This window comes from Nocardia sp. NPDC059228 (assembly GCF_042754245.1).
Lineage (GTDB): Bacteria > Actinomycetota > Actinomycetes > Mycobacteriales > Mycobacteriaceae > Nocardia.
The window spans coordinates 399,359-421,888 of sequence record NZ_JBHZAL010000002.1 but is presented as its reverse complement, the minus strand read 5'-3'; the positions used below and the strand labels follow the sequence as shown (position 1 = coordinate 421,888).

The 22,530-nt window shown below is 69.4% G+C and carries 22 protein-coding genes; 10 read left to right on the top strand and 12 right to left on the bottom strand.

Features of this window, described 5'->3' with window-relative positions; all coding sequences use genetic code 11:
- Positions 1-115: 115 nt before the first annotated feature.
- A complete protein-coding gene (locus tag ACFXKA_RS05795; RefSeq protein WP_379426284.1) occupies positions 116-682 on the bottom strand; it encodes an NAD(P)H-dependent oxidoreductase in 567 nt (188 codons plus the stop codon).
- A 210-nt stretch (positions 683-892) separates the two neighbouring features.
- Here ACFXKA_RS05795 and ACFXKA_RS05790 point away from each other — a divergent pair, with 210 nt between their 5' ends.
- Positions 893-1,471 (top strand): helix-turn-helix domain-containing protein, encoded by a 579-nt coding sequence (locus ACFXKA_RS05790; protein WP_354835348.1) that lies wholly within the window; start codon positions 893-895, stop codon positions 1,469-1,471.
- A gap of 29 nt (positions 1,472-1,500) precedes the next feature.
- A complete protein-coding gene (gene nadE / locus ACFXKA_RS05785; RefSeq protein WP_354835088.1) occupies positions 1,501-2,337 on the top strand; it encodes an ammonia-dependent NAD(+) synthetase in 837 nt (278 codons plus the stop codon).
- A 72-nt stretch (positions 2,338-2,409) separates the two neighbouring features.
- Here the strand turns inward: nadE and ACFXKA_RS05780 are convergent, their stop codons facing one another.
- From ACFXKA_RS05780 to moaA, 3 genes are all read right to left on the bottom strand, one after another.
- Complete coding sequence (locus tag ACFXKA_RS05780) at positions 2,410-2,808, bottom strand: DUF1003 domain-containing protein (protein ID WP_379426283.1); 399 nt, start codon at positions 2,806-2,808, stop codon at positions 2,410-2,412.
- A gap of 91 nt (positions 2,809-2,899) precedes the next feature.
- Entirely contained in the window at positions 2,900-3,142 is a 243-nt protein-coding gene (locus tag ACFXKA_RS05775; protein ID WP_379426282.1) for a MoaD/ThiS family protein, read from the bottom strand.
- On the bottom strand, positions 3,135-4,193 hold the full coding sequence (moaA, locus tag ACFXKA_RS05770) for a GTP 3',8-cyclase MoaA (protein ID WP_379426281.1): 1,059 nt from the start codon (positions 4,191-4,193) through the stop codon (positions 3,135-3,137). The genes ACFXKA_RS05775 and moaA overlap by 8 nt, the downstream gene beginning before the upstream one ends.
- 107 nt (positions 4,194-4,300) lie before the next feature.
- Here moaA and glp point away from each other — a divergent pair, with 107 nt between their 5' ends.
- From glp to pucL, 4 genes are all read left to right on the top strand, one after another.
- The gene (gene glp, locus ACFXKA_RS05765; protein WP_379426280.1) at positions 4,301-5,506 is read left to right on the top strand and encodes a gephyrin-like molybdotransferase Glp; all 1,206 of its coding nucleotides are present in this window, start codon (positions 4,301-4,303) and stop codon (positions 5,504-5,506) included.
- A 33-nt stretch (positions 5,507-5,539) separates the two neighbouring features.
- Complete coding sequence (gene moaCB, locus ACFXKA_RS05760; protein WP_379426279.1) at positions 5,540-6,568, top strand: bifunctional molybdenum cofactor biosynthesis protein MoaC/MoaB; 1,029 nt, start codon at positions 5,540-5,542, stop codon at positions 6,566-6,568.
- Entirely contained in the window at positions 6,561-6,980 is a 420-nt protein-coding gene (locus ACFXKA_RS05755) for a molybdenum cofactor biosynthesis protein MoaE (protein ID WP_354835076.1), read from the top strand. The genes moaCB and ACFXKA_RS05755 overlap by 8 nt, the downstream gene beginning before the upstream one ends.
- 174 nt (positions 6,981-7,154) lie before the next feature.
- Positions 7,155-8,075: a factor-independent urate hydroxylase gene (pucL, locus tag ACFXKA_RS05750; RefSeq protein ID WP_379426278.1), complete on the top strand. Its 921-nt coding sequence runs from the start codon at positions 7,155-7,157 to the stop codon at positions 8,073-8,075.
- Here the strand turns inward: pucL and ACFXKA_RS05745 are convergent.
- On the bottom strand, positions 8,057-9,670 hold the full coding sequence (locus ACFXKA_RS05745) for a helix-turn-helix domain-containing protein (protein WP_379426277.1): 1,614 nt from the start codon (positions 9,668-9,670) through the stop codon (positions 8,057-8,059). The genes pucL and ACFXKA_RS05745 overlap by 19 nt on opposite strands.
- Positions 9,671-9,788: 118 nt before the next feature.
- Here ACFXKA_RS05745 and ACFXKA_RS05740 point away from each other — a divergent pair, with 118 nt between their 5' ends.
- The 3 genes from ACFXKA_RS05740 to ACFXKA_RS05730 all read left to right on the top strand — a co-directional run bounded on the left by ACFXKA_RS05740 (position 9,789) and on the right by ACFXKA_RS05730 (position 15,160).
- Positions 9,789-10,904 (top strand): CobW family GTP-binding protein, encoded by a 1,116-nt coding sequence (locus ACFXKA_RS05740; protein ID WP_379426276.1) that lies wholly within the window; start codon positions 9,789-9,791, stop codon positions 10,902-10,904.
- Between the two features lie 613 nt (positions 10,905-11,517).
- Entirely contained in the window at positions 11,518-11,922 is a 405-nt protein-coding gene (locus ACFXKA_RS05735) for a nuclear transport factor 2 family protein (RefSeq protein WP_379426367.1), read from the top strand.
- Positions 11,923-11,956: 34 nt separating this feature from the next.
- On the top strand, positions 11,957-15,160 hold the full coding sequence (locus tag ACFXKA_RS05730; protein ID WP_379426275.1) for a carboxyl transferase domain-containing protein: 3,204 nt from the start codon (positions 11,957-11,959) through the stop codon (positions 15,158-15,160).
- A 28-nt stretch (positions 15,161-15,188) separates the two neighbouring features.
- Here the strand turns inward: ACFXKA_RS05730 and ACFXKA_RS05725 are convergent, their stop codons facing one another.
- The 6 genes from ACFXKA_RS05725 to ACFXKA_RS05700 all read right to left on the bottom strand — a co-directional run bounded on the left by ACFXKA_RS05725 (position 15,189) and on the right by ACFXKA_RS05700 (position 20,957).
- The gene (locus ACFXKA_RS05725) at positions 15,189-16,757 is read right to left on the bottom strand and encodes a flavin-containing monooxygenase (protein WP_379426274.1); all 1,569 of its coding nucleotides are present in this window, start codon (positions 16,755-16,757) and stop codon (positions 15,189-15,191) included.
- Between the two features lie 145 nt (positions 16,758-16,902).
- Positions 16,903-17,898, bottom strand: coding sequence for a sulfate/molybdate ABC transporter ATP-binding protein (locus ACFXKA_RS05720; protein ID WP_379398814.1), 996 nt, complete (start codon positions 17,896-17,898; stop codon positions 16,903-16,905).
- Positions 17,895-18,704, bottom strand: coding sequence for a sulfate ABC transporter permease subunit CysW (cysW, locus tag ACFXKA_RS05715; RefSeq protein WP_379426273.1), 810 nt, complete (start codon positions 18,702-18,704; stop codon positions 17,895-17,897). Before cysW ends, ACFXKA_RS05720 begins: the two co-directional genes overlap by 4 nt.
- Complete coding sequence (cysT, locus tag ACFXKA_RS05710) at positions 18,705-19,514, bottom strand: sulfate ABC transporter permease subunit CysT (RefSeq protein ID WP_379426366.1); 810 nt, start codon at positions 19,512-19,514, stop codon at positions 18,705-18,707.
- Between the two features lie 125 nt (positions 19,515-19,639).
- Positions 19,640-20,677, bottom strand: a complete 1,038-nt coding sequence (locus tag ACFXKA_RS05705; protein ID WP_379426272.1) for a sulfate ABC transporter substrate-binding protein — start codon at positions 20,675-20,677, stop codon at positions 19,640-19,642.
- A gap of 190 nt (positions 20,678-20,867) precedes the next feature.
- Complete coding sequence (locus ACFXKA_RS05700; RefSeq protein ID WP_328601465.1) at positions 20,868-20,957, bottom strand: Ms4533A family Cys-rich leader peptide; 90 nt, start codon at positions 20,955-20,957, stop codon at positions 20,868-20,870.
- 144 nt (positions 20,958-21,101) lie between these two features.
- Between ACFXKA_RS05700 and ACFXKA_RS05695 the strand changes: the two genes are divergently transcribed.
- Positions 21,102-22,145: a M48 family metallopeptidase gene (locus tag ACFXKA_RS05695; RefSeq protein ID WP_354835056.1), complete on the top strand. Its 1,044-nt coding sequence runs from the start codon at positions 21,102-21,104 to the stop codon at positions 22,143-22,145.
- Positions 22,146-22,214: 69 nt separating this feature from the next.
- Here ACFXKA_RS05695 and ACFXKA_RS05690 read toward each other — a convergent pair whose 3' ends face one another.
- A complete protein-coding gene (locus tag ACFXKA_RS05690; RefSeq protein ID WP_354835054.1) occupies positions 22,215-22,463 on the bottom strand; it encodes a hypothetical protein in 249 nt (82 codons plus the stop codon).
- Positions 22,464-22,530: the final 67 nt, after the last annotated feature.

The following is a 22,530-nucleotide window of genomic DNA, read 5'->3' as shown; positions in this document are numbered from 1 at the left end:
GTGTGACCGTAGCCCGATTTGTCCGGGAAAAGCTATAGGCCACGACTCAAAAGCCGTGGCCTTGTGCTGAATTCAGCAAGTAATCACTGCGTATGCCGGGCGTTCGCCCAACCTGTCAGGCGTTCGCCCGCGCGTTGGCGGTCTCCGCCAGCAGGTGCACGGTGGCAGCCAGCTGGGTCAGGGCCTCCGCATCGTCGGCCGGGTGGGTCTCACCGAAGCGCTGGCCGATGACACCGAAGTTCAGCGACGCCTCCTCGACCACCTTCGCACCGGCCACGCCGAGCGCCTTGACGGCGTCGTCGTGCGACCACTTGGCGGCGTTCGGGCTGATGGACGCGGAGATGACCGCGGCCGGGAAATCCTTGAGCGCGCCCGCGCCGTATGGACGGGAGGCCCAGTCGATGGCGTTCTTCAGCACGGCCGGCAGGGTGCCGTTGTATTCGGGGGTCACCAGCAGCAGGGCGTCCGCGGCGGCGACGGCGTCACGCAGCGCCTGCGCGGTGGCCGGGACCTTGCCCTCGGCGTCGATGTCCTCGTTGTAGAAAGGAATCTCACCGAGGCCCTCGTAGATCGCGAGCTCGACGCCCTCCGGGGCGGCCTTCGCAGCGGCCTCGGCGAGGCGGCGGTTGATCGACGCGGCGCGAAGGCTGCCGACCAGAACGAGAATGCGGGTCTGCGACATGATGATCACTCCAAGGGTTACTGATTCAGCAGCGGAACTTTCGATAGACTGTAACCGGACTGCAGTCCGGTTACATTCCCTGGTAGGAGCACACAGCCTGTGACACGCGACACCTCACCGGATGAGGTCGTTCCGGCCCTGCCGAGCATCGCGCTGCCGATCGAACCCGTCGGCACGCAGCGGCCCCCCGCGCACTCGGTGCCGCTGCTCATGCCCGGCAGCAGCCACGAGCGCAGCGACGCCGCCCGCAACCGGCAGCTGCTGCTCGACGCCGCCGAACAGCTGGTCCGCCAGTGCGGCGCGGATGGCGTCACCATGGACGCGGTCGCCAAGCTCGCCGGCGTCGGCAAGGGCACGGTGTTCCGGCGCTTCGGCAATCGGGCCGGGCTCATGCTGGCACTGCTCGACCAATCCGATCAGAAACTCCAGTGGGCCTACATGTTCGGGCCGCCGCCACTGGGCCCGGGCGCGCCACCGGTGGAGCGGTTGATCGCCTTCGGGCGGGCGCGCCTGGCCCTGGTCGAGGTGGAGGGCGACGTGCGCAAGAACGCCGACATCGGCGGGCAGTACTCCGGGCCGCCCTATAACATCGCGAAAACCCATGTCGCCCTGCTGCTCCGGCAGGCCGGCGCGCCCGGCGATATCTCACTGACCGCCGACACGCTGCTGGCCAGCCTGGACGCCGGGCTGGTGCTCCACCAGATCCGCGAATTGCGCTACACCCTCGACCAGGTGGGCGATCACTGGGAACACCTGGTCCGGCAGGTGACCGCTCCCGTCGGTCAATAGAGCCGCCGGCCGTTCAGTAGAGTGTGGCCATGGGGAACCTGCGCGCACAGATCATCGCCGAATTGGGCGTCCTGCCGGACATCGAACCGAAAACCGAAGTGCGGCGGCGCATCGACTTCCTCAAGGATTATCTGCGCTCCACGCCCGCGACCGGTTTCGTGCTCGGCATCAGCGGCGGCCAGGACTCCACCCTCACCGGCCGCCTGTGCCAGCTGGCCGCCGAGGAGCTGCGCGCCGAGGGCCACGACGCCACCTTCGTGGCCGCGCGCCTGCCCTATGGCGTCCAGTTCGATGAGGAAGACGCCCAGATCGCCCTGCGGTTCATTCAGCCCGACCGGTCGGTCGTGGTGAACGTCAAGCCCAGCGCGGACGCCGCCGCCGGAGAAGCCGCCCTCGGCATCGTGGAACTGCACGAGGAGCCCCGCCTGCGAGACTTCGTGCGCGGCAATATCAAAGCCCGCGAGCGCATGCTGCTGCAGTACGCCATCGCCGGTCAGCTCAATATGCTGGTCGTCGGCACCGACCACGCCGCCGAAGCGGTCACCGGCTTCTTCACCAAGTACGGCGACGGCGGCGTCGACATCACCCCGCTGACCGGTCTCACCAAGCGTCAGGGCGCGGCGCTGCTCCAGGAACTCGGCGCGCCGCCGAGCGTCTGGCAGAAGGTCCCGACCGCCGACCTCGAGGACGATCGCCCCTCCCTGCCCGACGAGGAAGCCTTGGGCCTCAGGTACTCCCAGATCGACGACTACCTCGAGGGCAAGCCCGTCGCCCCCGAGGTCGCCGAGCGGGTCGAGACCATCTTCCGGAACACCCGCCACAAGCGCACCGTCCCGGTGACTCCGCTCGACACCTGGTGGAAATAACCGGCTCCGGACCTCGTGCCCGCTGCGCTCACACGCGGCGGGCACAGCTGTGAATCGAGCAGCGGGCGCTGCTCATTTCTGATCCGCGTCCTCGATGAGGCGGCGGTGCAGCTCGGCCGTCATGGCGTGAATGGCCCGGGTCAGTTCGGTATTGGTCTTGAGCTCGAGTTCCTGCTCCTGGAAATCGTGATCGGCCTTGGCCTGCTGGAAATCGGCCTGGCGGTTCTGGCCGATCATGACGAAGGTGGACAGGAAGATCGCTTCCAGGGAGACCACCAGGGTCAGGGTGGGCCAGGGGCTCTTCTCGAGGAAGATCATCCACACCGCGAAGCCGATCGCGTGGATGTAGACGAAGGGCATCGAGCCCGCGAACTTCGTGATCCAGTCCGCAACGCGCAGCTGGAAACTGGCGGCACGATCCTGCCGCACTTTCGCGACGGCGGGGTGCTGGGGCCGGGGGGCGTGCGTCATTCGGATCGGTCTCCTGGCGAGGGCGTGCGGGGACCGGCGAATGTTAGCGCCCGGCAGTGAAATTCGCGGCGGCGCGGCGCCGTGCGACGGGTCAGCCGCCCGCGAACGGGGGCAGCACGTCCACGCGCGGGGAGAGCGGGGTGGCCGCGTCGCGGGTGAGTTCGTCGCCGATGAGGTAGGCGCAGACCTTCAGCATGGGGTCCAGCTTCGGGCCGTAGACCGCCGAGAGGGCGGTGCGCAAGTCGGCGACGGTGGCCCCGGACGGCAGGTCCAGGGTTTCCTTCTCCTTGCCGACCGCATCGGCGATCGCGGCGAAATAGCGGACCTCAACCACCGATGGCTCCCATCGTTCGTTCGGGCGGGACGAAGCCGGCGGCGTCGATGCCGTGCCCGGCCGATTTGTTCCACATGGCGCCACGCCACAGTCCGGCGATATCGGCGTCGGTCGCACCGGACCGCAGTGCAGCGCGAATGTCGTACTCCTGATCGCTGAACAGGCAGGAGCGGATCCGGCCATCGGCGGTCAGGCGGGTGCGGTCGCAGTCCGCGCAGAACTTGCGGGTCACCGAGGCGATGATGCCGACGGTGGCCGGGCCGCCGTCGACCAGCCAGCGTTCGGCGGGCGCGGAGGGATCCTCGCGGCCGGTCTCGGTCAGGTCGAAGCGGGTGCCGAGCACGTCGAGGAGTTCGGCGGCGGTGATCATATTGGCGCGCGCCCACTCGTGGTCGGCGTCCAGCGGCATCTCCTCGATGAACCGCAGCTCCGCGCCCTCGTCCAGGCACCACTGCAGCAGGTCGGCCGCGCCGTCCAGGGTTTCGCGCATGAGCACCGCGTTGACCTTGAGCGGGGCGAGCCCGGCCGCGATGGCGGCGCGGATCCCGGCCAGCACCGAATCGAGCCGATCCCGGCGGGTGAGCCGGTGGAAGCCGTCGCGGTCCACGGTGTCGAGCGAGACATTGATGCGCCGCAGCCCGGCCGCGGCCAGTCCGCGCGCCCGATGCTCGAGCCCGACGCCATTGGTGGTCATGGCGAGCGGCGTTTCCGGCAGCGCCGCATGGCAACCGGCGATGATGCTTTCCAGATCGCGCCGCATGAGCGGTTCGCCGCCGGTGAATCGCACCTCGTGCACACCCAGTTCGCGGACCGCGAGCGTCACCAGGCGCACGATCTCCGCGGTGGAGAGCAGTTCGTCGGCGGGGATGGGCGGCAGGCCCTCCTCCGGCATGCAGTAGGTGCAGCGCAGCGAGCACTTCTCGGTGATGGATACCCGCAGGTCCCGCGCGACCCGGCCGAAACGGTCCAGCAGCAGGGGCGTGTCCGGGCGTCCGTCCATCGCGGGCCGCCCGGTTCGCACAGCGGGCATACCCATCGCGACCACGGTCATTGCACCATTATTGCCGGGACCGCAAGTGTTCGTAGATTCCTACGAGGCGAGCCCGGCGAACAGCCGGTCACGGCCTGGAGGATCCACCCGCGTATAGGCTCACCGGCATGAGTTCCCGGCACGCGCTAGCCCCGGCCCGACCCGTCGACGACCACCGCCGACGCATCGAGGATGTGCTCCGGCCGCTGGCCGGACGCGCCGCCGAGACGGTGCCGATGGACCGGGCGCTGGGGCGGCGGCTGGCCGTGGATGTGTATGCGCCCCTGGATCTGCCGGTGTTCCGGAACTCGGCCATGGACGGGTACGCGGTGCTCGCGGAGTCGGTGGCCATCGTCCCCGCGACCCTGCCGCTGGTCGGCGTGGTGGCGGCCGGGAACACCGAGCAGCTGACGCTGCCCGCGGGCAGCGCCGTCAAGGTGATGACCGGCGCACCCGTGCCGCCCGGGGCGGACTGCGTGGTGCCGGTGGAGCACACCGAGTCCGACGGCGTCACCGTGACGATCCGAACCAGCCGTGCCAGTGGCGATTTCGTGCGCGAGCCGGGTACCGACGTACGCGCCGGGCAGTTGCTGGCGGCCGCGGGCACCCTGCTGCGACCCCGGCACATCGCGGCGCTGGCGGCGGTCGGGCTGGGCGAACTGTCGGTGCGGCGACCCGTGTACGCGGCGGTCCTCACCACCGGTGACGAACTGCGACCCGCCGGGGCGACCCTGCTGCCCGGCCAGATCTTCAACTCGAACGGCATCGCACTCGCCGCGGCCCTCACCGACAACGGTGTCGAGGTGGTGTCGGTGGCGCATTCGACCGACGACCACGACGAGTTCCGGGCCCGGCTGGCCGAGGCCGTGGCGCAGGCCGATGTGGTGTTCACCTCCGGCGGTGTCTCCATGGGTGACTTCGAGGTCGTCAAGGAGGTGCTGTCGGCGCGGGGCGGCGAATTCGGCTCGGTGGCAATGCAACCCGGCGGCCCGCAGGGGCTGAGCATGGTGGACGGGGTGCCGGTGCTGAGCTTCCCGGGCAATCCGGTGAGCACCATGGTGTCCTTCGAGGTCTTCGCCCGCCCCATCCTGCGCGAGCTGGCGGGTCTGCCCGCGCTGCCGATTTCCGAACTGCCACTGCTGGAACCGGTCCGCTCCCCCGCCGGGAAGCGGCAGTTCCTGCGCGGCAAGCTCGCCGAGGGCGGGGTGGCGCTGGTGTCGGGTCAGGGCTCGCATCTGATCGCCGCCATGGCCCACGCCGATGTCCTCATCGATGTTCCGGCCACCGCGACCGAGCTGCCGGCGGGCACGATTGTCGAGGTCCGGCCGCTGTGAACGACACGTCCTGCCTGTGCCAAGGTGGTTGCCATGAGTGAGTTGTCGCATGTCGACCGTGAAGGTCGCGCCCGCATGGTCGATGTGAGCGCGAAGGCCGACACCGCGCGCATCGCGGTCGCCGCGGGCGAACTGCAGACCACCGCCGAGGTCGTCCGGCTGGTCCGCGCCGACGACATGCCCAAGGCCGATGTGCTCAGCACCGCGCGCATCGCCGGCATCAACGGCGCGAAGAAGACCTCCGAGCTGATTCCGCTGTGCCATCAGCTGGCGCTGTCGTCGGTGACCGTGAACTTCGGCTTCACCGACACCACCATCACCATCGAGGCGAGCGCCAAGACCAAGGGGCCGACCGGCGTCGAGATGGAGGCGCTGACCGCGGTCGCGGTCGCGGGCCTCACGCTGCACGACATGGTGAAGGCGGTGGATCCGGCGGCCACCCTGAACGGGGTGCGGCTGATCACCAAAGAGGGCGGGAAGCACGGACATTGGGTGCGGCCGGAGGCCGAGGTCCACCACGGCGAGCACCAGCGCCGGCACGAGAAGCGCGAAAAGACCGCTGCCGCAACGACTCCGCTCGCGGGCGCGGGCCGGACGGCCACCGTCGTGGTCGCTTCGACCGGGGTCGCCGCCGGTAGCCGCGAGGACACCACCGGCCCCGCCCTGACAGAATGGCTGGGCGCGCAGGGCTTCTCGGTGCGCGGGCCGCTGGTGTTCGCGGACGCCGATATCGCCTTCGGCCTCGCGGATGCACTGTCCACCGAGCCGGATCTGGTCATCAGCACCGGCGGCACGGGGGCCTCCCCCACCGACGGCACCCCGGAGGCGACGCTGGCCCTGCTCGATCGGGAGCTGCCGGGCGTGGCCGACGCCATCCGCCAGGCGGGCACCGCCAAGTTCCCGCTCGCCGCGCTCAGCCGGGGCGTGGCGGGCCTGGCCGGACGCACCGTGATCGTCAATCTGCCCGGTTCGCCGGGCGGGGTGAAGGATGGCATGGCCGTGCTGACACCGCTTCTCGAACATCTGCTGGCCCAGGTGGCCGGAGGAGGCAGCCATGAGTGAACTGCTGGCCCGGATCAGCGATCAGCCGCTGGATCCGGCCGAGGTGGAGCAGGCGGTGAGCGGGCCCGAGCACGGCGGCATCGTGGTGTTCACCGGCAAGGTGCGCGATCACGATGGCGGGCAATCGGTTTCGGCGCTGGAGTACTCGGCGCACCCGCAGGCCGAGGAGTTCCTGCGCAAGGTGTGCGCGGAAGTCGCCGAGTCCTCCGGACTGCCGGTGGCGGCCGTGCACCGCGTCGGCCCCCTGACCATCGGAGATCTCGCGATCGTCGTCGCCGTCGCCGCGCCCCACCGCGCCGAAGCCTTCACCACCTGCGCCGAACTGGTCGACCGCATCAAGCACGAGGTCCCCATCTGGAAGCGCCAGATGTTCACCGACGGCCTCTCGGAATGGGTCAACGCCTGCGGGTGATCCGACCGGCACAGGGTCGGTCGATCGTCAGGCCAGGCAGCGCCGGGACCGCGCTTTGTCCGATTCGCCCAAACGTCGCGGTGGCGGAGTACGGCGTTTTGTCCTCGGAACCAGCGTGTGCGGCGGCTCCCGTACGTCACAGTGGGGCACAGTGATCAGCGACGGGAGGCGACCATGAGCGAAGCCGGCGGCCGGATCGTGCTCGGCCCGCACCAGTACGGCAAGGCCGAGAACCGGGTGGTGCGCATCTACCGCGATACCGCCCGGCACGAGATCCGGGACCTGAACGTGTCCTCGTGCCTGCGCGGCGCGTTCGACGACGCGCACACCGTCGGCGATCAGGGCACGGTGCTGCCGACGGATTCGCAGAAGCAGACCATCTACACCTACGCCAAGAGCCACGGCGACGGCAGCATCGAGGAGTACGGGCTGGCACTGGCCCGGCATTTCGTCGACGACATCGAGCCCGTGGGTGAGGCGCGTCTCGAGATCGAAGAGTATGCGTGGCGACGGGTTCCGGTCGGCGGCAGCGGGCACGACCACACCTGGACGCGGGTGGGGCCGGAGGTGCGTATCGCGGCGATCACCGTGAGCGGGACCGGTACGGACCGCCGCGAGTGGGTGATCGGGGGCGTCAAGGATCTGGTGATCCTCAAGTCCACGGGTTCGGAGTTCTCGGGTTTCCTCGAAGACCCGTTCACCGTCCTCGAACCCGCCCACGACCGGATCCTGGCCACCAGCCTGATCGCCCGGTGGCGCTTCGCCACCCCGCCCGAGGACTGGGATGCCGCCTACCACGGGATCCGCGCCGTCATGGTCGAGACCTTCGCGACCCTGCACTCGAAGGCCTTGCAGCAGACCCTGTTCGAGATGGGCCGGGCCGCGCTGGCGGCGTATCCGTGCCTGGCGGAGATCCGCATGTCGGCCCCCAACAAACACCACTTCGCCTATGACACAGACCGATTCGGCGTTCCGAACCAGGGCGAGGTCTTCCACGCCGACGACCGCCCCTACGGCCTGATCCAGGCGAGTGTGCTGCGCGAGGGCGCTCCGGAGGCCGGAACCGCCTGGGATCCCTACACCGGCGCGGTCTGACCGGCCAGCGTACGCACCGCCAGATACAGATCCAGCCGATCGTCGAGCCGCCCGAAATCGCGCCCGGTGAGCTCCTCGATCCGGCCGATCCGATAGCGAACGGTATTGATGTGCAGGTGCATTCGATCGGCCGCCTGCCGCCACGAGCCTTCGCACCCGAGAAACACCTCCAGCGTCTCCAGCAGTCCGGCCCCGTGCCGCCGGTCGTACTCCAGCACCGGACCCAGTACCCGTTCGGCGAATCTCCGCTGGAGGCCGCCGGGCACCGCGGTGAGCAGGCCTACGGCCGAATCGATATCGGCCACCCGCAGGCTGACCGGGGTCGTGTCGTCGCGGGCCGCGGTGGCGGCGGCCGCGGCCGCGCCGATCGCACCCGCCAGGGTCTCCTCCGGCTGCCGGGCGCTCACGCCGACCGCGAGCCGAATCTCGGTGAGCGCCGGTGCGATTCGCCCGAGACGGCGGACCGCCGTGGCCGCGATGCCGTCCTGGGTTCCGGCCGTCACGCCGACCAGCCTGCCTTCGCGGTCGATCGACGTGGCGATATCCGGCAGGGCGTCGTGCAGGGCCGCACGTACGGCCAGCAGTCCGGCGGACGAATCGGCCCAGCTCGAAACCTGCCGCGGTGCCACAGGTCCCGCAGCGTGAGCCGGTGCTCCCGCCCGTTCGATGGCGCCCGCAACACCCCCCGACATCGATCGGCGCTGCGGCACATCCGGTTTCGATCCCGGTCCGGTCAGCCCGTCGGCGGCGTGGACCTCGCAGACGAGGGCCACCTCGCACCGGTCCGCCCGTTCGGCGAACGGCACCGGGAAGCGGTCGGCCAGTTCCCAATCCAGATGCTGCCGGTCGGCGCGACGCTGCCGATACAGCTCCGCCACGGCCGCCAGATCCGCGCCGAACGGGTCGAGTTCCGGAGCCGACGGGCGGATCACCAGATACCAGGCGGTAATGCGGTCGCCCGCACCGACCTGGAGGACTCGCATCGCGCCGGTAGTGACCGCGGGCAGGCGCGGCGCGGTGAGCGCGGTGGCGACGATGCGATCGATGTCCGGCTCGGCCAGGTCCTCGGTGCCGGCGATGACCGTCCCGGTCGAAGTCAGAATCCAGGCCGAAACCCGCTGTTCCGCAGCGAAATCCGCGATCAGGGCCTCGATAGCCGTCCCGGCGGCGACCGCGGTCAGCAGCCTGCGCTGCCGGTCGGCGCGCGATTGCACCCGTCGCCAGCGCACCTCCGCCGCCTGCTCGGCCAGGTATTCGATGATCCGGCTGAACGGCACGCTCTGAGGTACGGACAGCAGCGGCAATCCGTGCCGGCGACAGGCCTCGACCACATCCTCGGGCACGTGCCCGTGCAGCGCCTGCCCGGCCACCACGCCGGCGACCCCGGCTCCCGCCAGCAGGCCCACATAGCGGTCCGCGTCCGTCGCCTGCCGCCGCCACACCAATCCTGTACACACCAGCGCACCCGGTGTCACGAAGGGCCGGGGGTCGGGCATGTCCGTCGCACAGACCCTGGCGACCGGCCGATCCAGTTCCCCCGCGTCCCCGTGCAGCAGCCGCATCCGCAACTGCGGCGCATCGAGAATGTCGCGCACCCGCACAGCGCACCTCCCGTGGTCGGTCCGGATAGTCCGTCACGGTAGGAGGCTGTTATTTCCACGCGGTTTCCGGCGTGCTGCGGCGGGCTCACAGCCGGTCGGTAGGGTGGTCGCCGTGAGCCGCCGCATTCCAGTCCTGATCGTGGCCGGATTCCTCGGCGCCGGGAAGACGACGCTGCTCAACCGGCTGTTGCGGACCCGGAGCACGCGAATCGGGGTGGTGGTCAACGACTTCGGCGCGGTCAATATCGACGCCATGCTGGTGGCCGGGCAGGTCGATGCCATGGTCTCGCTGGGCAACGGGTGCGTGTGCTGCGCGGTGGATGTCAGCGAACTGGACGACCTGTTCGACCGGCTGGCGCATCCCAGGCAGAAGATCGACGTCATCGTGGTGGAGGCCAGCGGACTGGCGGAGCCGCGCAATCTCATTCGCATGGTGGTGAACAGCGACAATCCGCGCATTCGCTACGGCGGGCTGGTCGAGGTGGTCGACGCCGAGCACTTCCCCGCGAGCCGGGAACTGCACCCGGAACTCGCGACGCATCTGCGCATGGCGGATCTGGTGGTGCTCAACAAGGCCGACCGCGTCGAGCCGGCCGCGCTGGAGCTGCTGCGGTCGGAGATCACCCGCCTGGTCGGTCAGGTCCCGGTGTATCCGACCAGCCACGGGCGCGTCGACCCGGGCCTGCTGTTCGACGTCCCCACCCACGAACCGAGCCGGCCGCGCATCGGTGAACAGCTCAGCTTCGACGAGCTGCTGCTCGACGAGCACACCGATGACGGGCACGGAGACCACCGCCAGCACGGAGACCCCTGCCACGAGCACGGCGGGGACTGCCGCGACCATCGGCACCTGCACGACGCCTACGACAGCGTCTCCTTCACCTCCGACACGGACCTGAATCCGCGCGAACTCATTGCGCTACTGGAGGATCCGCCCGCCGGCCTGTTCCGCGCCAAGGGCGTGCTGGCCTTCGCCGTCCCCGACGACCCGCGAAAGTTCGTGCTGCACATGGTCGGCCGCCACATCACCATCGAGCCCACCGCCTGGACCCGCCACGAACCCCGGGTCAGCAACCTGGTCCTGATCGGCTCCGGCCTCGACGCCGGCGAGGTCACCGCCCGCCTCCGCGCCACCGCCCATCTCGCCGGCGACCCCCTCGACGACCACGCCCTCCTCCCCGTCTGGCGCTACGTCGCCGACGACGACGCGCTTGCCGGCGAGGGCTGATTCCGCCTCGAGTTCCGCCCGCAGCTCCGCGACCTCGGCCGCCAGCTCGTCCCGCATCTGTTCGCGTTCGGCGAGGGCGGCCCGCATGGTCTCGACGCTGTCGTTCATGGCGGCCAGCCGCTGGTCGGCGCCCCTGAGCAGCCACTCCACCACGTCCCGCCGGCCGACGGCGGCGCTGGCGGCCCGGACCCACCCGACCACGTAGTCCACCCACTCCTGCGGCTTGGGCATGTCCTTGGGCGCGTCCCAGCCCTTGCGCTGGGCGGCCTTGGTGGATAGCACCAGCTCCGCCCGCTTCCCGCGCCCGGGCGAATTCAGTTCCGCCAGGGACAGTTTCCCGGCGCTGGTCACCACCGCCGTGAACCGGTACTTCCCCGCCAGGTGCATGCGCAGCTCGGCGGTCCCCCGCCCATCGGAATCCATGGCCCCCAGCCACGGCCCGTCCGCCGCCTCGATGATGGCCGCCAGGATTTCCAGCTGCCCCACCCCGCGCCGCAGCCGCGCCGCGGCCGTCCGCAGCGCACCCGGCGTGGCCGTCATCTGATCCCAATGCATGCCCCGAACATAGCCCCCGCCGCACTGGCCGCCGTGTTCGACTGGCCCGGTGAGTGATATGCCCGAACATCCGAATATCGAGCTGGCCGTCCGTCATCACCGAGCCGGCGCGGCCGGCGCCACCGGAGCGGCTCTGGCCGCCTACTTCCACCCGGACATCGTGCAGCGGGAGCTGCCGAACGCGCTGGTCCCGCAGGGTGCAACCCGGAATCTGGACGAGATCCTGGCCGCGGCCGAACGCGGGCAGCAGGTGATTCGCCGGCAGCGATTCGAGTTTCACCACGCCATCGCCACCGGCGATCAGGTGGCCCTGGAGGTCACCTGGATCGGGGTACTGGCCGTGCCGGTCGGCGCGCTCGCCGCGGGTTCGGAGCTGCGGGCGGAGATCGCCACCTTTCTCATCATCCGGTACGGATTGATCGTCGAACAACGCAACTACGACTGCTACGTCACGAAGTTCTGACCGTTCCGGGTGATTCGTGCCATAGCCTGGCGGCGTGCGAGTTGTGGAGCCTGGCGGCGTGCGAATTGTGGTGGCGAATCGTGGTGAGGTCGCGGTCCGGGTGGTGCGGACGGCCCGGGAACTCGGATATGTGACGGAGGTACTGCACACCGCCGAGGACAGCGGAAGTCTGGCGGTCCGGCTGGCCGACCGGGCGATCGTACTGCCGGGCAGCGGTGCGGCGGGATACCTCGATGTCGAATCCGTGGTGCGGGCCGCGGCCGCCTGCGGACCGGGCGCGCTCGTGCACCCGGGGTATGGATTCCTCAGCGAGAGTGCGGAGTTCGCGGCGGCCTGCGCGACCGCGGGGCTGACCTTCGTCGGGCCCGCACCGGATGTGCTGCGGATCTTCGGGGACAAGATCGCGGCGCGCGACGCGGCCGCGCGGGCCGGGGCGGCCGTGCTGCCCGCGACCCGGGCCGGAGCCGGAACGGACGAGATCGCCGCGCTGCTCGCCGAACATCCCGGCGGCATCATGGTGAAGGCCGCGGCGGGCGGCGGCGGCCGCGGCATGCGGCCCGTGACCGAGGCAGCGCTGCTGGCGGAGGCCGTCGAACGCTGCCGGGGCGAGGCCCGCGCCGGATTCGGCGACGACAGCGTCTACGCCGAAGCCCTGGTCGACCGGGCGCGGCACATCGAGGTGCAGGTGGTGGCCGACGGGCTCGGCGCGGTGGCGCTGGGCGACCGCGATTGCAGCGTGCAGCGGCGGCGGCAGAAGCTCATCGAGATCGCGCCCGCGCCGGAACTGCCCGCGGCCGTGCGGGATCGAGTGCACCGGGAGGCGGTGCTGATCGCCGAGGCGGTGGGCTGCCGGGGCGTCATCACCGTGGAGTTCCTGGTCGACGGCACGAATGTCTGGTTCCTGGAGGTGAATCCGCGCCTGCAGGTCGAGCACACCGTGACCGAGGCGGTGACCGGCGTGGATCTGGTCGCGCTGCAACTGGACCTGGCACAGGGCCGCACGCTGGCCGAAATCGACCTGCCCAAGAACGAGACCCGCGGCTTCGCCGTGCAGGCGCGGGTCAATGCCGAACTGCTCGCGGCCGACGGCGCGGTGCTGCCCAGCACCGGCGTGATCAGCCGCTTCGACGCCCCAACGGGCACGGGCGTGCGGGTCGACACCGCCGCCCAGGTGGGAATGCGGCAAGGGGTGCAATTCGATTCGCTGCTCGCGAAGATCATCGCGTCCGCGCCGTCGTACCGCGCCGCGCTGCGACGGTGTTCGGACGCGCTGGCCGAGACCGTGATCGGCGGCGTCGACACCAACCTGCACCTGCTGCGCGCCGTGCTGACCGAACTCGGCGACGCGGGCCCGGTGAGTACGGCCTGGTTCGAGCAGCGCCTCGACGACCTGCGCTCCCGGGCAGAGGGTTTCGAGGATCCGACCGGGCCGCAGCCGGTGCGGCAGGCCGCTGCCGCCGAGCTCGATCTGGACGAGAACGAACAGGCCCTGCGCTCCCCGATGGGCGCCACCGTCGTCTCACTCTCCGAGCCCGGAACGGTTCTCGCCGCCGGAGCCGAGGTCGCGGTCCTGGAGGCCATGAAGATGCAGCACGTGCTGCGCGCGACCGAACCGCTGCGGGTGCTGCGGCACGCGGTCGCTCCGGGTGACGTGGTCGACCCGCACGCCATCCTGGTCACCTGGGTGGCCGCCGATCACGACGGTCCGGCCGCGGAATCGACCGCGGTGGACCTGGATTCGGTGCGCGCCGACCTCGCCGAGGTGCTGGACCGCCATGACATCACCCTCGACGCCCGGCGCGAGACCGCGGTCGCCAAGCGGCATCGGCTCGGCCGCCGCACCGCCCGCGAGAACATCACCGACCTGGTCGATTCCGACAGCTTCATCGAATACGGCGCGCTGGCGGTCGCCGCCCAGCGCAGCCGCCGCAGCCTCGAGGACCTGATCGCCGGCACCCCCGCCGACGGCCTGATCGCGGGCGTGGCGACCATCAATGCCGGCCGCTTCGGCCCGGACCGCACCCGCGCGCTCGTCATGTCCTACGACTACACCGTGCTCGCCGGCACCCAGGGCATGCGCAATCACGCGAAGACCGACCGCATGCTGGAACTGGCTCGCGAGCAACGGCTTCCGGTGGTCTTCTTCACCGAGGGCGGCGGCGGCCGGCCCGGCGACACCGACCACGGCGGCATCTCCGGCCTGGACGTCACCACCTTCCGCGCCATGGGCGCGCTGTCGGGCACCGTACCGCTCATCGGCATCGCCTCCGGCCGCTGCTTCGCCGGCAATGCCGCCCTGCTGGGCATGTGCGATGTCGTGATCGCCACCCCCGACGCCAATATCGGCATGGGCGGGCCCGCCATGATCGAGGGCGGCGGACTGGGCGTGTACGCGCCCGAGGACATCGGCCCGATCGAGGTGCAGCGCCGCAATGGCGTGGTCCACATCGTCGCCGCCGACGAGGCCGAGGCGGTCGACCTCGCCCGCCGCTACCTGTCGTACTTCCAAGGGGCGGACGCGGAGTGGGAAGCACCCGACCCCCGCCTGGCCCGGCACGTGGTGCCCGAGAACCGGCTGCGCGCCTTCGACATTCGCGCCGCCATCGATGCCATCGTGGATGTCGGTTCGGTGCTGGAACTGCGCCGGGACTGGGGCGTCGGCATCGTCACCGCCCTGGTCCGGGTCGAGGGCCGCCCCTTCGGCCTCATCGCCAACGACTGCCACCACCTGGGCGGCGCCATCGACGCACCGGCGGCCGACAAGCTGTCCGCCTTCCTCCAGCTCTGCGGCGCTCACGGCCTGCCCATCGTGTCCCTGTGCGACACACCGGGTTTCATGGTCGGCCCCGAGGCCGAGGAGCACGCCACCGTCACCAAGTTCAGCCGCCTGTTCATCGACGCCGCCGCCCTCGACGTGCCCTTCGGCACCGTCATCCTGCGCAAGGGCTACGGCCTGGGCGCACAGGCCATGGCGGCGGGCTCCTTCCGCGCACCCCGCTTCGTGATCGCCTGGCCCACCGGCGAGATCGGCGGCATGGGCCTGGAGGGCGCGGTCCGCCTGGGCTTCGCCAAGGAGCTGGCCGCCATCGAGGATCCGGTGCAGCGGCAGGCCGCCTTCGACGCACTGGTCCAGGCGGCCTACGACAGCGGCAAGGCCCTCACCGCCGCAACGGTTCTCGAACTCGACGACGTCATCGACCCGGCCGACACCCGGCGCTGGGTGCGGACCCTGCGCTGAGAGGACTCCACGCTGTGAATCGGCACCGCTACGCCCACCAGCCCCGGATCCTCCGGTAGCAGGCATAGGCCATGGTGAGCGCCGCGACTCCGCCGAGGGAACCGCCGGCGCTCACATACCGGCGACGCCGCGACCCGGACACCCGGGCCCGCAGGCGTTCCTCGGCGAGATCGGCGTACCGGCCGGGTAGCAGGGTGTCGAAGTATTCGGTGACGAAGTTGTCGGTGCGCCGGGTGGGCAGACCCATGTCGCCCATCAGCTCGTCGATGTGGTGCGTCAGGTACGGGCCGAGGTAGTAGCCCTCGGGCCGTTCCGGCATGACCTCGCCCAGCCATGTCCCGACACGCGCTATCTCCCTGTGCATGCCGTCGACGCCCGGCAGGGCGAGCTCACCCAGGAAATGCTGGGACAGCCAGTGCGCGGACACCTCCGCGGTGAGCTGGCAGGCGGCGGAGGAACCGTATCCGATGAAGCCGAGCCGCGGCAGCGTCGGCGGCAGAATGTGCCGGTAGAGCTGGAACCGGCCCTCGACCCGGATGGTCTTGGCCAGCTCGGGCGACAGGAATTCCAGCTCCTGCCGCCAGCCGGTGGCGAAGACGACGACATCGGCGTCGAGCCGATCACCCCCGGCCAGTTGGACCACGGTGCCGCCGGGGAAGGCCGCGATGGTGTCGCGCCGCAAGGCGATTCGCCCGCGCCGGGCCATCCGGAAGAACTCGTCGCTGACACCCAGATTCTCGATCCCCGCCGGCAGCGGCGCGTCCGGCACCATGACCTTCGGCGACCGCAACAGCAACCGCATCGAGGCCGAGACCGCCCGCCAATACCGCTCGGCGAACTTCTTGCCCGGCCCGTGCAGGAACCGCTCGATCAGGGTCTGCCGGTGATAGCGGAAGAACGCTTCGGTGCTGCGGTTCAGGATGATCCGGTCCGAGGGCACCCCGCCCGGCAGAAACCGCGGCAGCATCGGATGGGCCCGGCGGAACACCAGCGTGCACTGCCGCGCGTGCTCCCCCGCCCAGGCCGCGCAGTCCAGCGCCGACTTCCCGGCCCCGACCACCACCACCCGCCGGCCGGCGAACAGCCTCGGATCGGTGGCCCGGCTGGAATGCAGCCGCACGCCCTCGAACTCGTCCTCGCCCTCGATGACCGGGAGCTGCGGGGTGGAGAACACACCCGCGCACACCACCACGAAGTCGAACCGCAGCTCCTCGACCCCGTCCGGGCCGCAGATCTTCAGCTCGAAGCCCGCGTCCACCTCGGACACCCGGATCACCTCGGTCGACAACCGCAACAGGGGCGACAACCCGAAGCGCTCCACATACGACGCCAGGTAGTCCCGCACCTGCGCGGCCGTCGGAAACACCTCGGCCGACTCCGGATACGGGTGATCGGAGTAGGCGTAGGTATCGCGGGAGTTGTTGGTGCGCAGGCCCGGATAGGTCCGTGCCTCGATCCACACCCCGCCCGCTGCGCCCTCCTTTTCGAAGATGACGACCTCGAATCCGTCGTCCCGCAGCACTTTCGCGGTGACCAGCCCCGCGATACCGGCCCCGATTATCCCGGCCCGTTTTCCACCCGCACTCGTCCCGTCCACTGTTTCCCCTTTGGACCTGCACGTTTCGAGGCTCACGCTACTTCAGCACGAGACCCGGCGTACCTGCGTCGGGGCAACTCGCCAATCGGTGGATCAAATTGGGCGTGTCGTGACTTCTCACCGAAATCGCTTAAACGGAACTAACTTACGAGACCGGAAGCTCCGGGATCTGGGTGGCGCGGGCGTACACGGTCTCGCCCTCCGCCAGGTGCAGAGCGGCGGCGTCACCACGCGTCACCTGCGCGGTGAACAGATCACCGGTGGCCGCGTTGCGCAGCTCCACCCGCACCTCGAACCCGAGCTGCACGACCCGCTCCACCGTCGCGCGGGTGACACCGGCGGATTGCGCGGTGCCCTCGTGCGCGGCCAGCGCCATGCTCGGATCCCGGCCGACGCGAATATCGTGCGGCCGCACCAGATGCCCGTTCAGCTTGGCCACCGCGCCCAGGAAGGACATGACGAATTCATTGGCGGGCCGGTCGTATACGTCCTCCGGAGTGCCGACCTGCTCGATGCGGCCCTTGTTCATGACCGCGATGCGGTCGGCCACATCCAGGGCCTCCTCCTGGTCGTGGGTGACCAGCACGGTGGTGACGTGCACCTCCTCGTGCAGCCGCCGCAGCCAGGTGCGCAGGTCCGCACGGACTTTCGCGTCCAGCGCGCCGAACGGCTCGTCCAGCAGCAGCACCTGCGGGTCCACCGCGAGCGCCCGGGCCAGGGCCATGCGCTGGCGCTGACCACCCGACAGCTGCGCCGGATACCGGTGCTGGAAGCCGTCCAGGCCGACGATCTCGAGCAGGTCGTCGACCTTCTTCTTGATCTCGGCCTTGGGCCGCTTGCGGATCTTGAGCCCGAAGGCCACATTGTCGCGCACGGTCATGTGCTTGAACGCGGCGTAATGCTGGAAGACGAAACCGATATCGCGCTTCTGCGGCGACACATTGGTGACGTCGCGGCCCGCGATGGTGACCAGGCCGTTGTCGAGCGTCTCCAGTCCCGCGATCGAGCGCAGCAGCGTCGACTTGCCCGAACCGGACGGGCCCAGCAGCGCGGTCAGCTCCCCCGACGGGATGTCGATGCTGACATCGTCGAGAGCGGCGAAGGTGCCGTACCGCTTGTTCGCATTGGTCACGGTGATCATTTGGCAGTGCCCCGCTTGCGTTCGAGGAGGGTCATGAGCAGAAGGACGACGAGGGCGATGCCCATCAGCAGCGTCGCCGCACAGTACGCGCCGAAGGTGTTGTGATCGTTCACGTATCGCCCGTTCACCAGCAGGGTGAGCGTCTGTGACTTTCCGGGCAGGCCCGTGGACACCATGATCACCGCGCCGAATTCACCCAGCGCCCGCGCTACGGTCAGCACGATGCCGTAGGTCAGACCCCAGCGGATGGCCGGCAGCGTGATGCGCCAGAACGTCTGCCAGCCCGACGCGCCCAGGGTGGCCGCGGCCTGCTCCTGATCGTCGCCGATCTCGTGCAGCACCGGCTCCACCTCGCGCACCACGAAGGGCAGCGTCACGAAGATGGTGGCGATCACCATGCCCGGCAGATTGAAGATGATCTTCAACCCGTGATGGTCCAGCCCGCCGAACCAGCCGTTGGCGCCCCACAGCAGGATCAGCGAAACACCCACCACCACCGGCGAAGTCGCCATCGGCAGATCCACCACGGCCTGCAGCAGATTGCGGCCCGGGAACTTCCCGCGCACCAGGGCGAGCGCGATGATCACACCGAAGATCACGTTCACCGGCACCACGATCACCACGATCGTCAGTGTCAGGTTGAACGCCGAGATCGCCGCGGGTGTGGAGATCGAGTCGAAGAACGCGCCGAAACCGCGCTCGAAGGTGCGCCACAGGATGATGCCCAGCGGCACCAGCAGCAGCACGAACAGATACGCCAGCGCCACCGTGCGCAGCGAGATCTTGGTCCAGAAGCCGAGTTTCATCTACGCCTCCCGTTCCTTGCGCGCCAAGCGGTCCGAGGTGACCCGCAGGACGAACAGGGTGACCAGCGAGATGGCCAGCAGCGCCACGGAGACCGCGGCGGCGTTCACCGGGCGGTCCACCTCGATCTGCTGCTGGATGTACTGCGAGGCCATCTGTGTCTTCTTCGGGATGCCGCCGCCGATCAGCACCACCGACCCGTACTCGCCGATGGCGCGCGCGAACGCCAGGCCCGAGCCGCTCACGATGGCGGGCGCCAGCGTCGGCAGGATGATGGTCCGGAAGGTGGTCCAGTTGTCCGCGCCCAGCGACGCGGCCGCCTGCTCCACATCCCTGTCGGCCTCGATCAGTACCGGCTGCACCGACCGCACCACGAACGGCAGCGTCACGAACGCCAGCGCCACCACCAGACCCGGCTGGGTCGCGTTGAGGTGGATGTCGAACGGCGACTGCGGCCCGTACAGCGCCAGCAGCACGATGCTGGCCACGATGGTGGGCAGGGCGAACGGCAGGTCGATGAGCCCGTTCACGAAACCCTTGCCCGGGAACTCGTCCCGCACCAGCACCCAGGCGATGAGCGTGCCCATCACCACATTGATCAGCGTCACCACGATCGACACGAAGACGGTCACCTTCAGCGCGTCCAGCGCGCCGGGAGCGGTGACCGCGTCCCAGAACCCGGACCAGCCGTCCTCGAAGGACTTGACGGTCAGCGCGGCCAGCGGCAGCAGCACGATGATGCTGAGCCACAGCACGGAGGTGCCGATGCCGAGCGGGCCGACCGACCCGCTGACCCGGAACCAGGAACGGATCCGGCCCGGACCCGCCGCCTTACGCGGGGTGTCGTCTACCGAAACGCCGGGATCATGATCGATCCCGGCGTTCGAACTGCTGTCACTCACGGTTTCGAGTATCGCTTGTGTCGCAGGTCACCCGGCTACTTGGTGGCCTTGTCGTAGATCTGGGCCACCGTGCCGGTGTTCGGCGTGAACAGCTCCTTGTCCACGGTCTTCCAGCCACCCAGATCGTCGACGGTGTACAGCTTCTGCGGGGTCGGGAAGTCCTTGGCGTGGTCCGCGCGCACCTGCGGATCGACCGGGCGGAAGCCCGCCTCGGCGAACGCCTGCTGCGCGTCCTTGGTGTAGAGGAAGTCGCGGAAGGCGATGGCCTGCTTGAGGTTCTTGGCGTTCTTCAGCACCGCGACCGGGTTGTCGATCCGGAAGGTGGTGTCGGGCACGATGTGCTCGATCGGATCGCCCTTGGTCTCGGAGAAGATGGCCTCGTTCTCGTAGCTGATCAGCACGTCACCGGTGCCCTGCAGGAAGGCGTCGGTGGCCTCGCGGCCCGACTTCGGCTGCACGTGCACGTGGGTGAGCAGCTGGCTCAGGTAGTCCAGACCGGCCTGCGGGTTCTTGCCGCCCTCGCTCTTGGCGGCGTACGGGGCCAGCAGGTTCCACTTGGCCGAGCCCGAGCTGAACGGGTTGGGGGTGACCACCTCGATGCCCGGCTTGAGCAGGTCGTCCCAGTTCTTGATGCCCTTCGGATTGCCCTTGCGGACCGCGATGGCCACCACCGAACCGAACGGAACACCCTTGTTGGCGTCGGAGTTCCAGCCCGCGTCGATCTGACCGGAGTCCACCAGGCGGGTGATGTCGGGCTCGACGGAGAAGCTCACCACATCGGCCTCGGCGCCGTCCTTCACCTTGCGGGACTGATCACCGGAGGGACCGTAGGAGGCCTGGAACTGGGTGCCCTTGCCGGCGTCGGTCTTGTTGAAGACCGGAATCACCTTGTCGTAGGCGGCCTTCGCCACCGAGTAGGCGTAGAGGTTGATATTGCCGCCGCCTCCGCTGGCCGGACCGCTGTCCTTGGTGTCGCTCGCGCCGCCGCTGCAGGCGGTGAGCACGGTGGCCGCGACCGCGGTGAGGGCGACGGCGAAGGTAGATCGGCGGGAGAGACGAGTATTGCGCGACATCGGCGTGGACCTTTCGGGGCACCCGCCGGTGAGACGTCGACCGGCGGGAATGAACGTACTGCCGTAGACCCGTCGCGTGGGATGCCGCGACGGTGGCGCTCCGGCCCGAGGGCCGCCGGGGGACGAACACGAACTGCGAAAAATGCGCGCGCCAAGTCTACTCAGACGTGCAGCAGTGCCCGATCGGCCATCAGCGACAGTGAATGTCCGCGACCGCGAGGCAACCCACAGCGATCAACGCCAATTCATGGCGGACCTGGGGCACAACACTCGAAGACACCCGGCGACTTTAGCAGAGCAGCACGTCAGGTGGCGAATTTCGGACGGCTGTTGGAATCGGCTCGAGCACAACCCTGGACGGACGCGGCAGACTGTACCGAGCGGCCCGATACCGCGTCGCCTGCTGAAAACCCATGGGGGATCGATGACCACACCCGCTCGTCTCCGCCGGGAGTTCCCCGGCATCTCCACTCGCGCCTGGGAGCATCCCGCCGACCGCACCGCACTGGTCGGGCTGCGGCAGCTGAGTGGATTCGACACCCTGCTGCGCACGCTGTCCGGGTTGTTGCAGGAGCGGCAGCACCGGCTCATGTACCTGGCGACCGCCGTACGGGTCGACGAGCGGCAGTTCAAGAACATCCATCAGCTGCGCCAGGACGCGGTGAAGATCCTCGACGCGCAGCGCACGCCGGAGATGTTCGTCTTGCAGCAGCCGGAGGCCAATGCCTTCACCATCGGCATGGACCGGCCGTTCATCGTGCTGACCACCGGGCTGCTGGATCTGCTCGATCACGAGGAACTGCGGTTCGTGGTCGGCCACGAACTCGGGCACGCCCTGTCGGGGCACGCGGTCTACCGGACCATGCTCATGCACCTGATGCGGCTGGCGGCCAATGTCGGCTGGATGCCGGTGGGCGGCTGGGCTTTACGCGCCATCGTGGCGGCACTGCTGGAGTGGAGCCGCAAGTCCGAACTGTCCGGCGACCGGGCCGGGCTGCTGGTCGGACAGGACGTGGAGGCGTCGGTCCGGGTGCACATGAAGCTGGCGGGCGGATCGCGGGTGGACCAGATGAGCCATGCCGCCTTCCTGGCCCAGGCCGATGACTACGACCGGGCCGGCGACCTGCGCGACGGTGTGCTCAAACTCCTCAATCTGGAGCTGCAGACCCATCCGTTCTCGGTGCTGCGGGCCGCCGAACTGCGCCGATGGATCGCGAGCGGCGACTACGACCGAATTCTCGACGGCCAGTACCCGCGCCGGGACCAGGACAAGAACGCCCGCATCGGCGAGGAGATCAAACACGCCGCCCGGTCCTACCGGGAGAACTTCGACCAGTCCGAGGACCCGCTGATCCGCACCGTGCGCAACCTCGGCCGCGATGTCGGGGCCGCGGTCGGCACGGTGGGTCAGGAAGTCAGCGACACACTGTCGAAGCTGGGCAAGCGAATCCGCGGATCCGACGACTGACAAGGAAATAGGGGTGCGGGGCCGAGCGCCCGCACCCCCATTCGAGTCGAAGCTCGATAACCCGCGGGGTTACTCGTCGCCCTCGACCACGGGCGGGGTCTCGAGGATGTCGAGGATCCACTCCTCGGTGGCGGTCTCGGCATCCTCCTCGTCGGGACGGATGCGGTTGGTGAGGCGCACGCCCAGACCCAGCAGCTGGGCGGCCTTCACCATGTCGATGGCCTCGTCGGGGCCGCAGAAGTGGGTGGCGATCAGACGGGGCTCGTCCTCGAAGTCTTCTTCGGACAGCACCAGTTCCAGGCCTTCATCGGTTGACATGGGTCTGCACAGTACGCCGAGAATTCGCCCGAGTGGTACCGAAACTCGCTCAGCGAGTGAACAACCA

Coding starts and splice junctions, on each gene's coding strand:
- ACFXKA_RS05795 (WP_379426284.1), bottom strand. CDS start 682: ATGTCGCAGACCCGCATTCTCGTTCTGGTCGGCAGCCTTCGCGCCGCG.
- ACFXKA_RS05790 (WP_354835348.1), top strand. CDS start 893: ATGCCCGGCAGCAGCCACGAGCGCAGCGACGCCGCCCGCAACCGGCAG.
- nadE (WP_354835088.1), top strand. CDS start 1,501: ATGGGGAACCTGCGCGCACAGATCATCGCCGAATTGGGCGTCCTGCCG.
- ACFXKA_RS05780 (WP_379426283.1), bottom strand. CDS start 2,808: ATGACGCACGCCCCCCGGCCCCAGCACCCCGCCGTCGCGAAAGTGCGG.
- moaA (WP_379426281.1), bottom strand. CDS start 4,193: ATGACCGTGGTCGCGATGGGTATGCCCGCTGTGCGAACCGGGCGGCCC.
- glp (WP_379426280.1), top strand. CDS start 4,301: ATGAGTTCCCGGCACGCGCTAGCCCCGGCCCGACCCGTCGACGACCAC.
- moaCB (WP_379426279.1), top strand. CDS start 5,540: ATGAGTGAGTTGTCGCATGTCGACCGTGAAGGTCGCGCCCGCATGGTC.
- ACFXKA_RS05755 (WP_354835076.1), top strand. CDS start 6,561: ATGAGTGAACTGCTGGCCCGGATCAGCGATCAGCCGCTGGATCCGGCC.
- pucL (WP_379426278.1), top strand. CDS start 7,155: ATGAGCGAAGCCGGCGGCCGGATCGTGCTCGGCCCGCACCAGTACGGC.
- ACFXKA_RS05735 (WP_379426367.1), top strand. CDS start 11,518: ATGCCCGAACATCCGAATATCGAGCTGGCCGTCCGTCATCACCGAGCC.
- ACFXKA_RS05720 (WP_379398814.1), bottom strand. CDS start 17,898: ATGATCACCGTGACCAATGCGAACAAGCGGTACGGCACCTTCGCCGCT.
- cysW (WP_379426273.1), bottom strand. CDS start 18,704: ATGAAACTCGGCTTCTGGACCAAGATCTCGCTGCGCACGGTGGCGCTG.
- ACFXKA_RS05705 (WP_379426272.1), bottom strand. CDS start 20,677: ATGTCGCGCAATACTCGTCTCTCCCGCCGATCTACCTTCGCCGTCGCC.
- ACFXKA_RS05695 (WP_354835056.1), top strand. CDS start 21,102: ATGACCACACCCGCTCGTCTCCGCCGGGAGTTCCCCGGCATCTCCACT.
- ACFXKA_RS05690 (WP_354835054.1), bottom strand. CDS start 22,463: ATGTCAACCGATGAAGGCCTGGAACTGGTGCTGTCCGAAGAAGACTTC.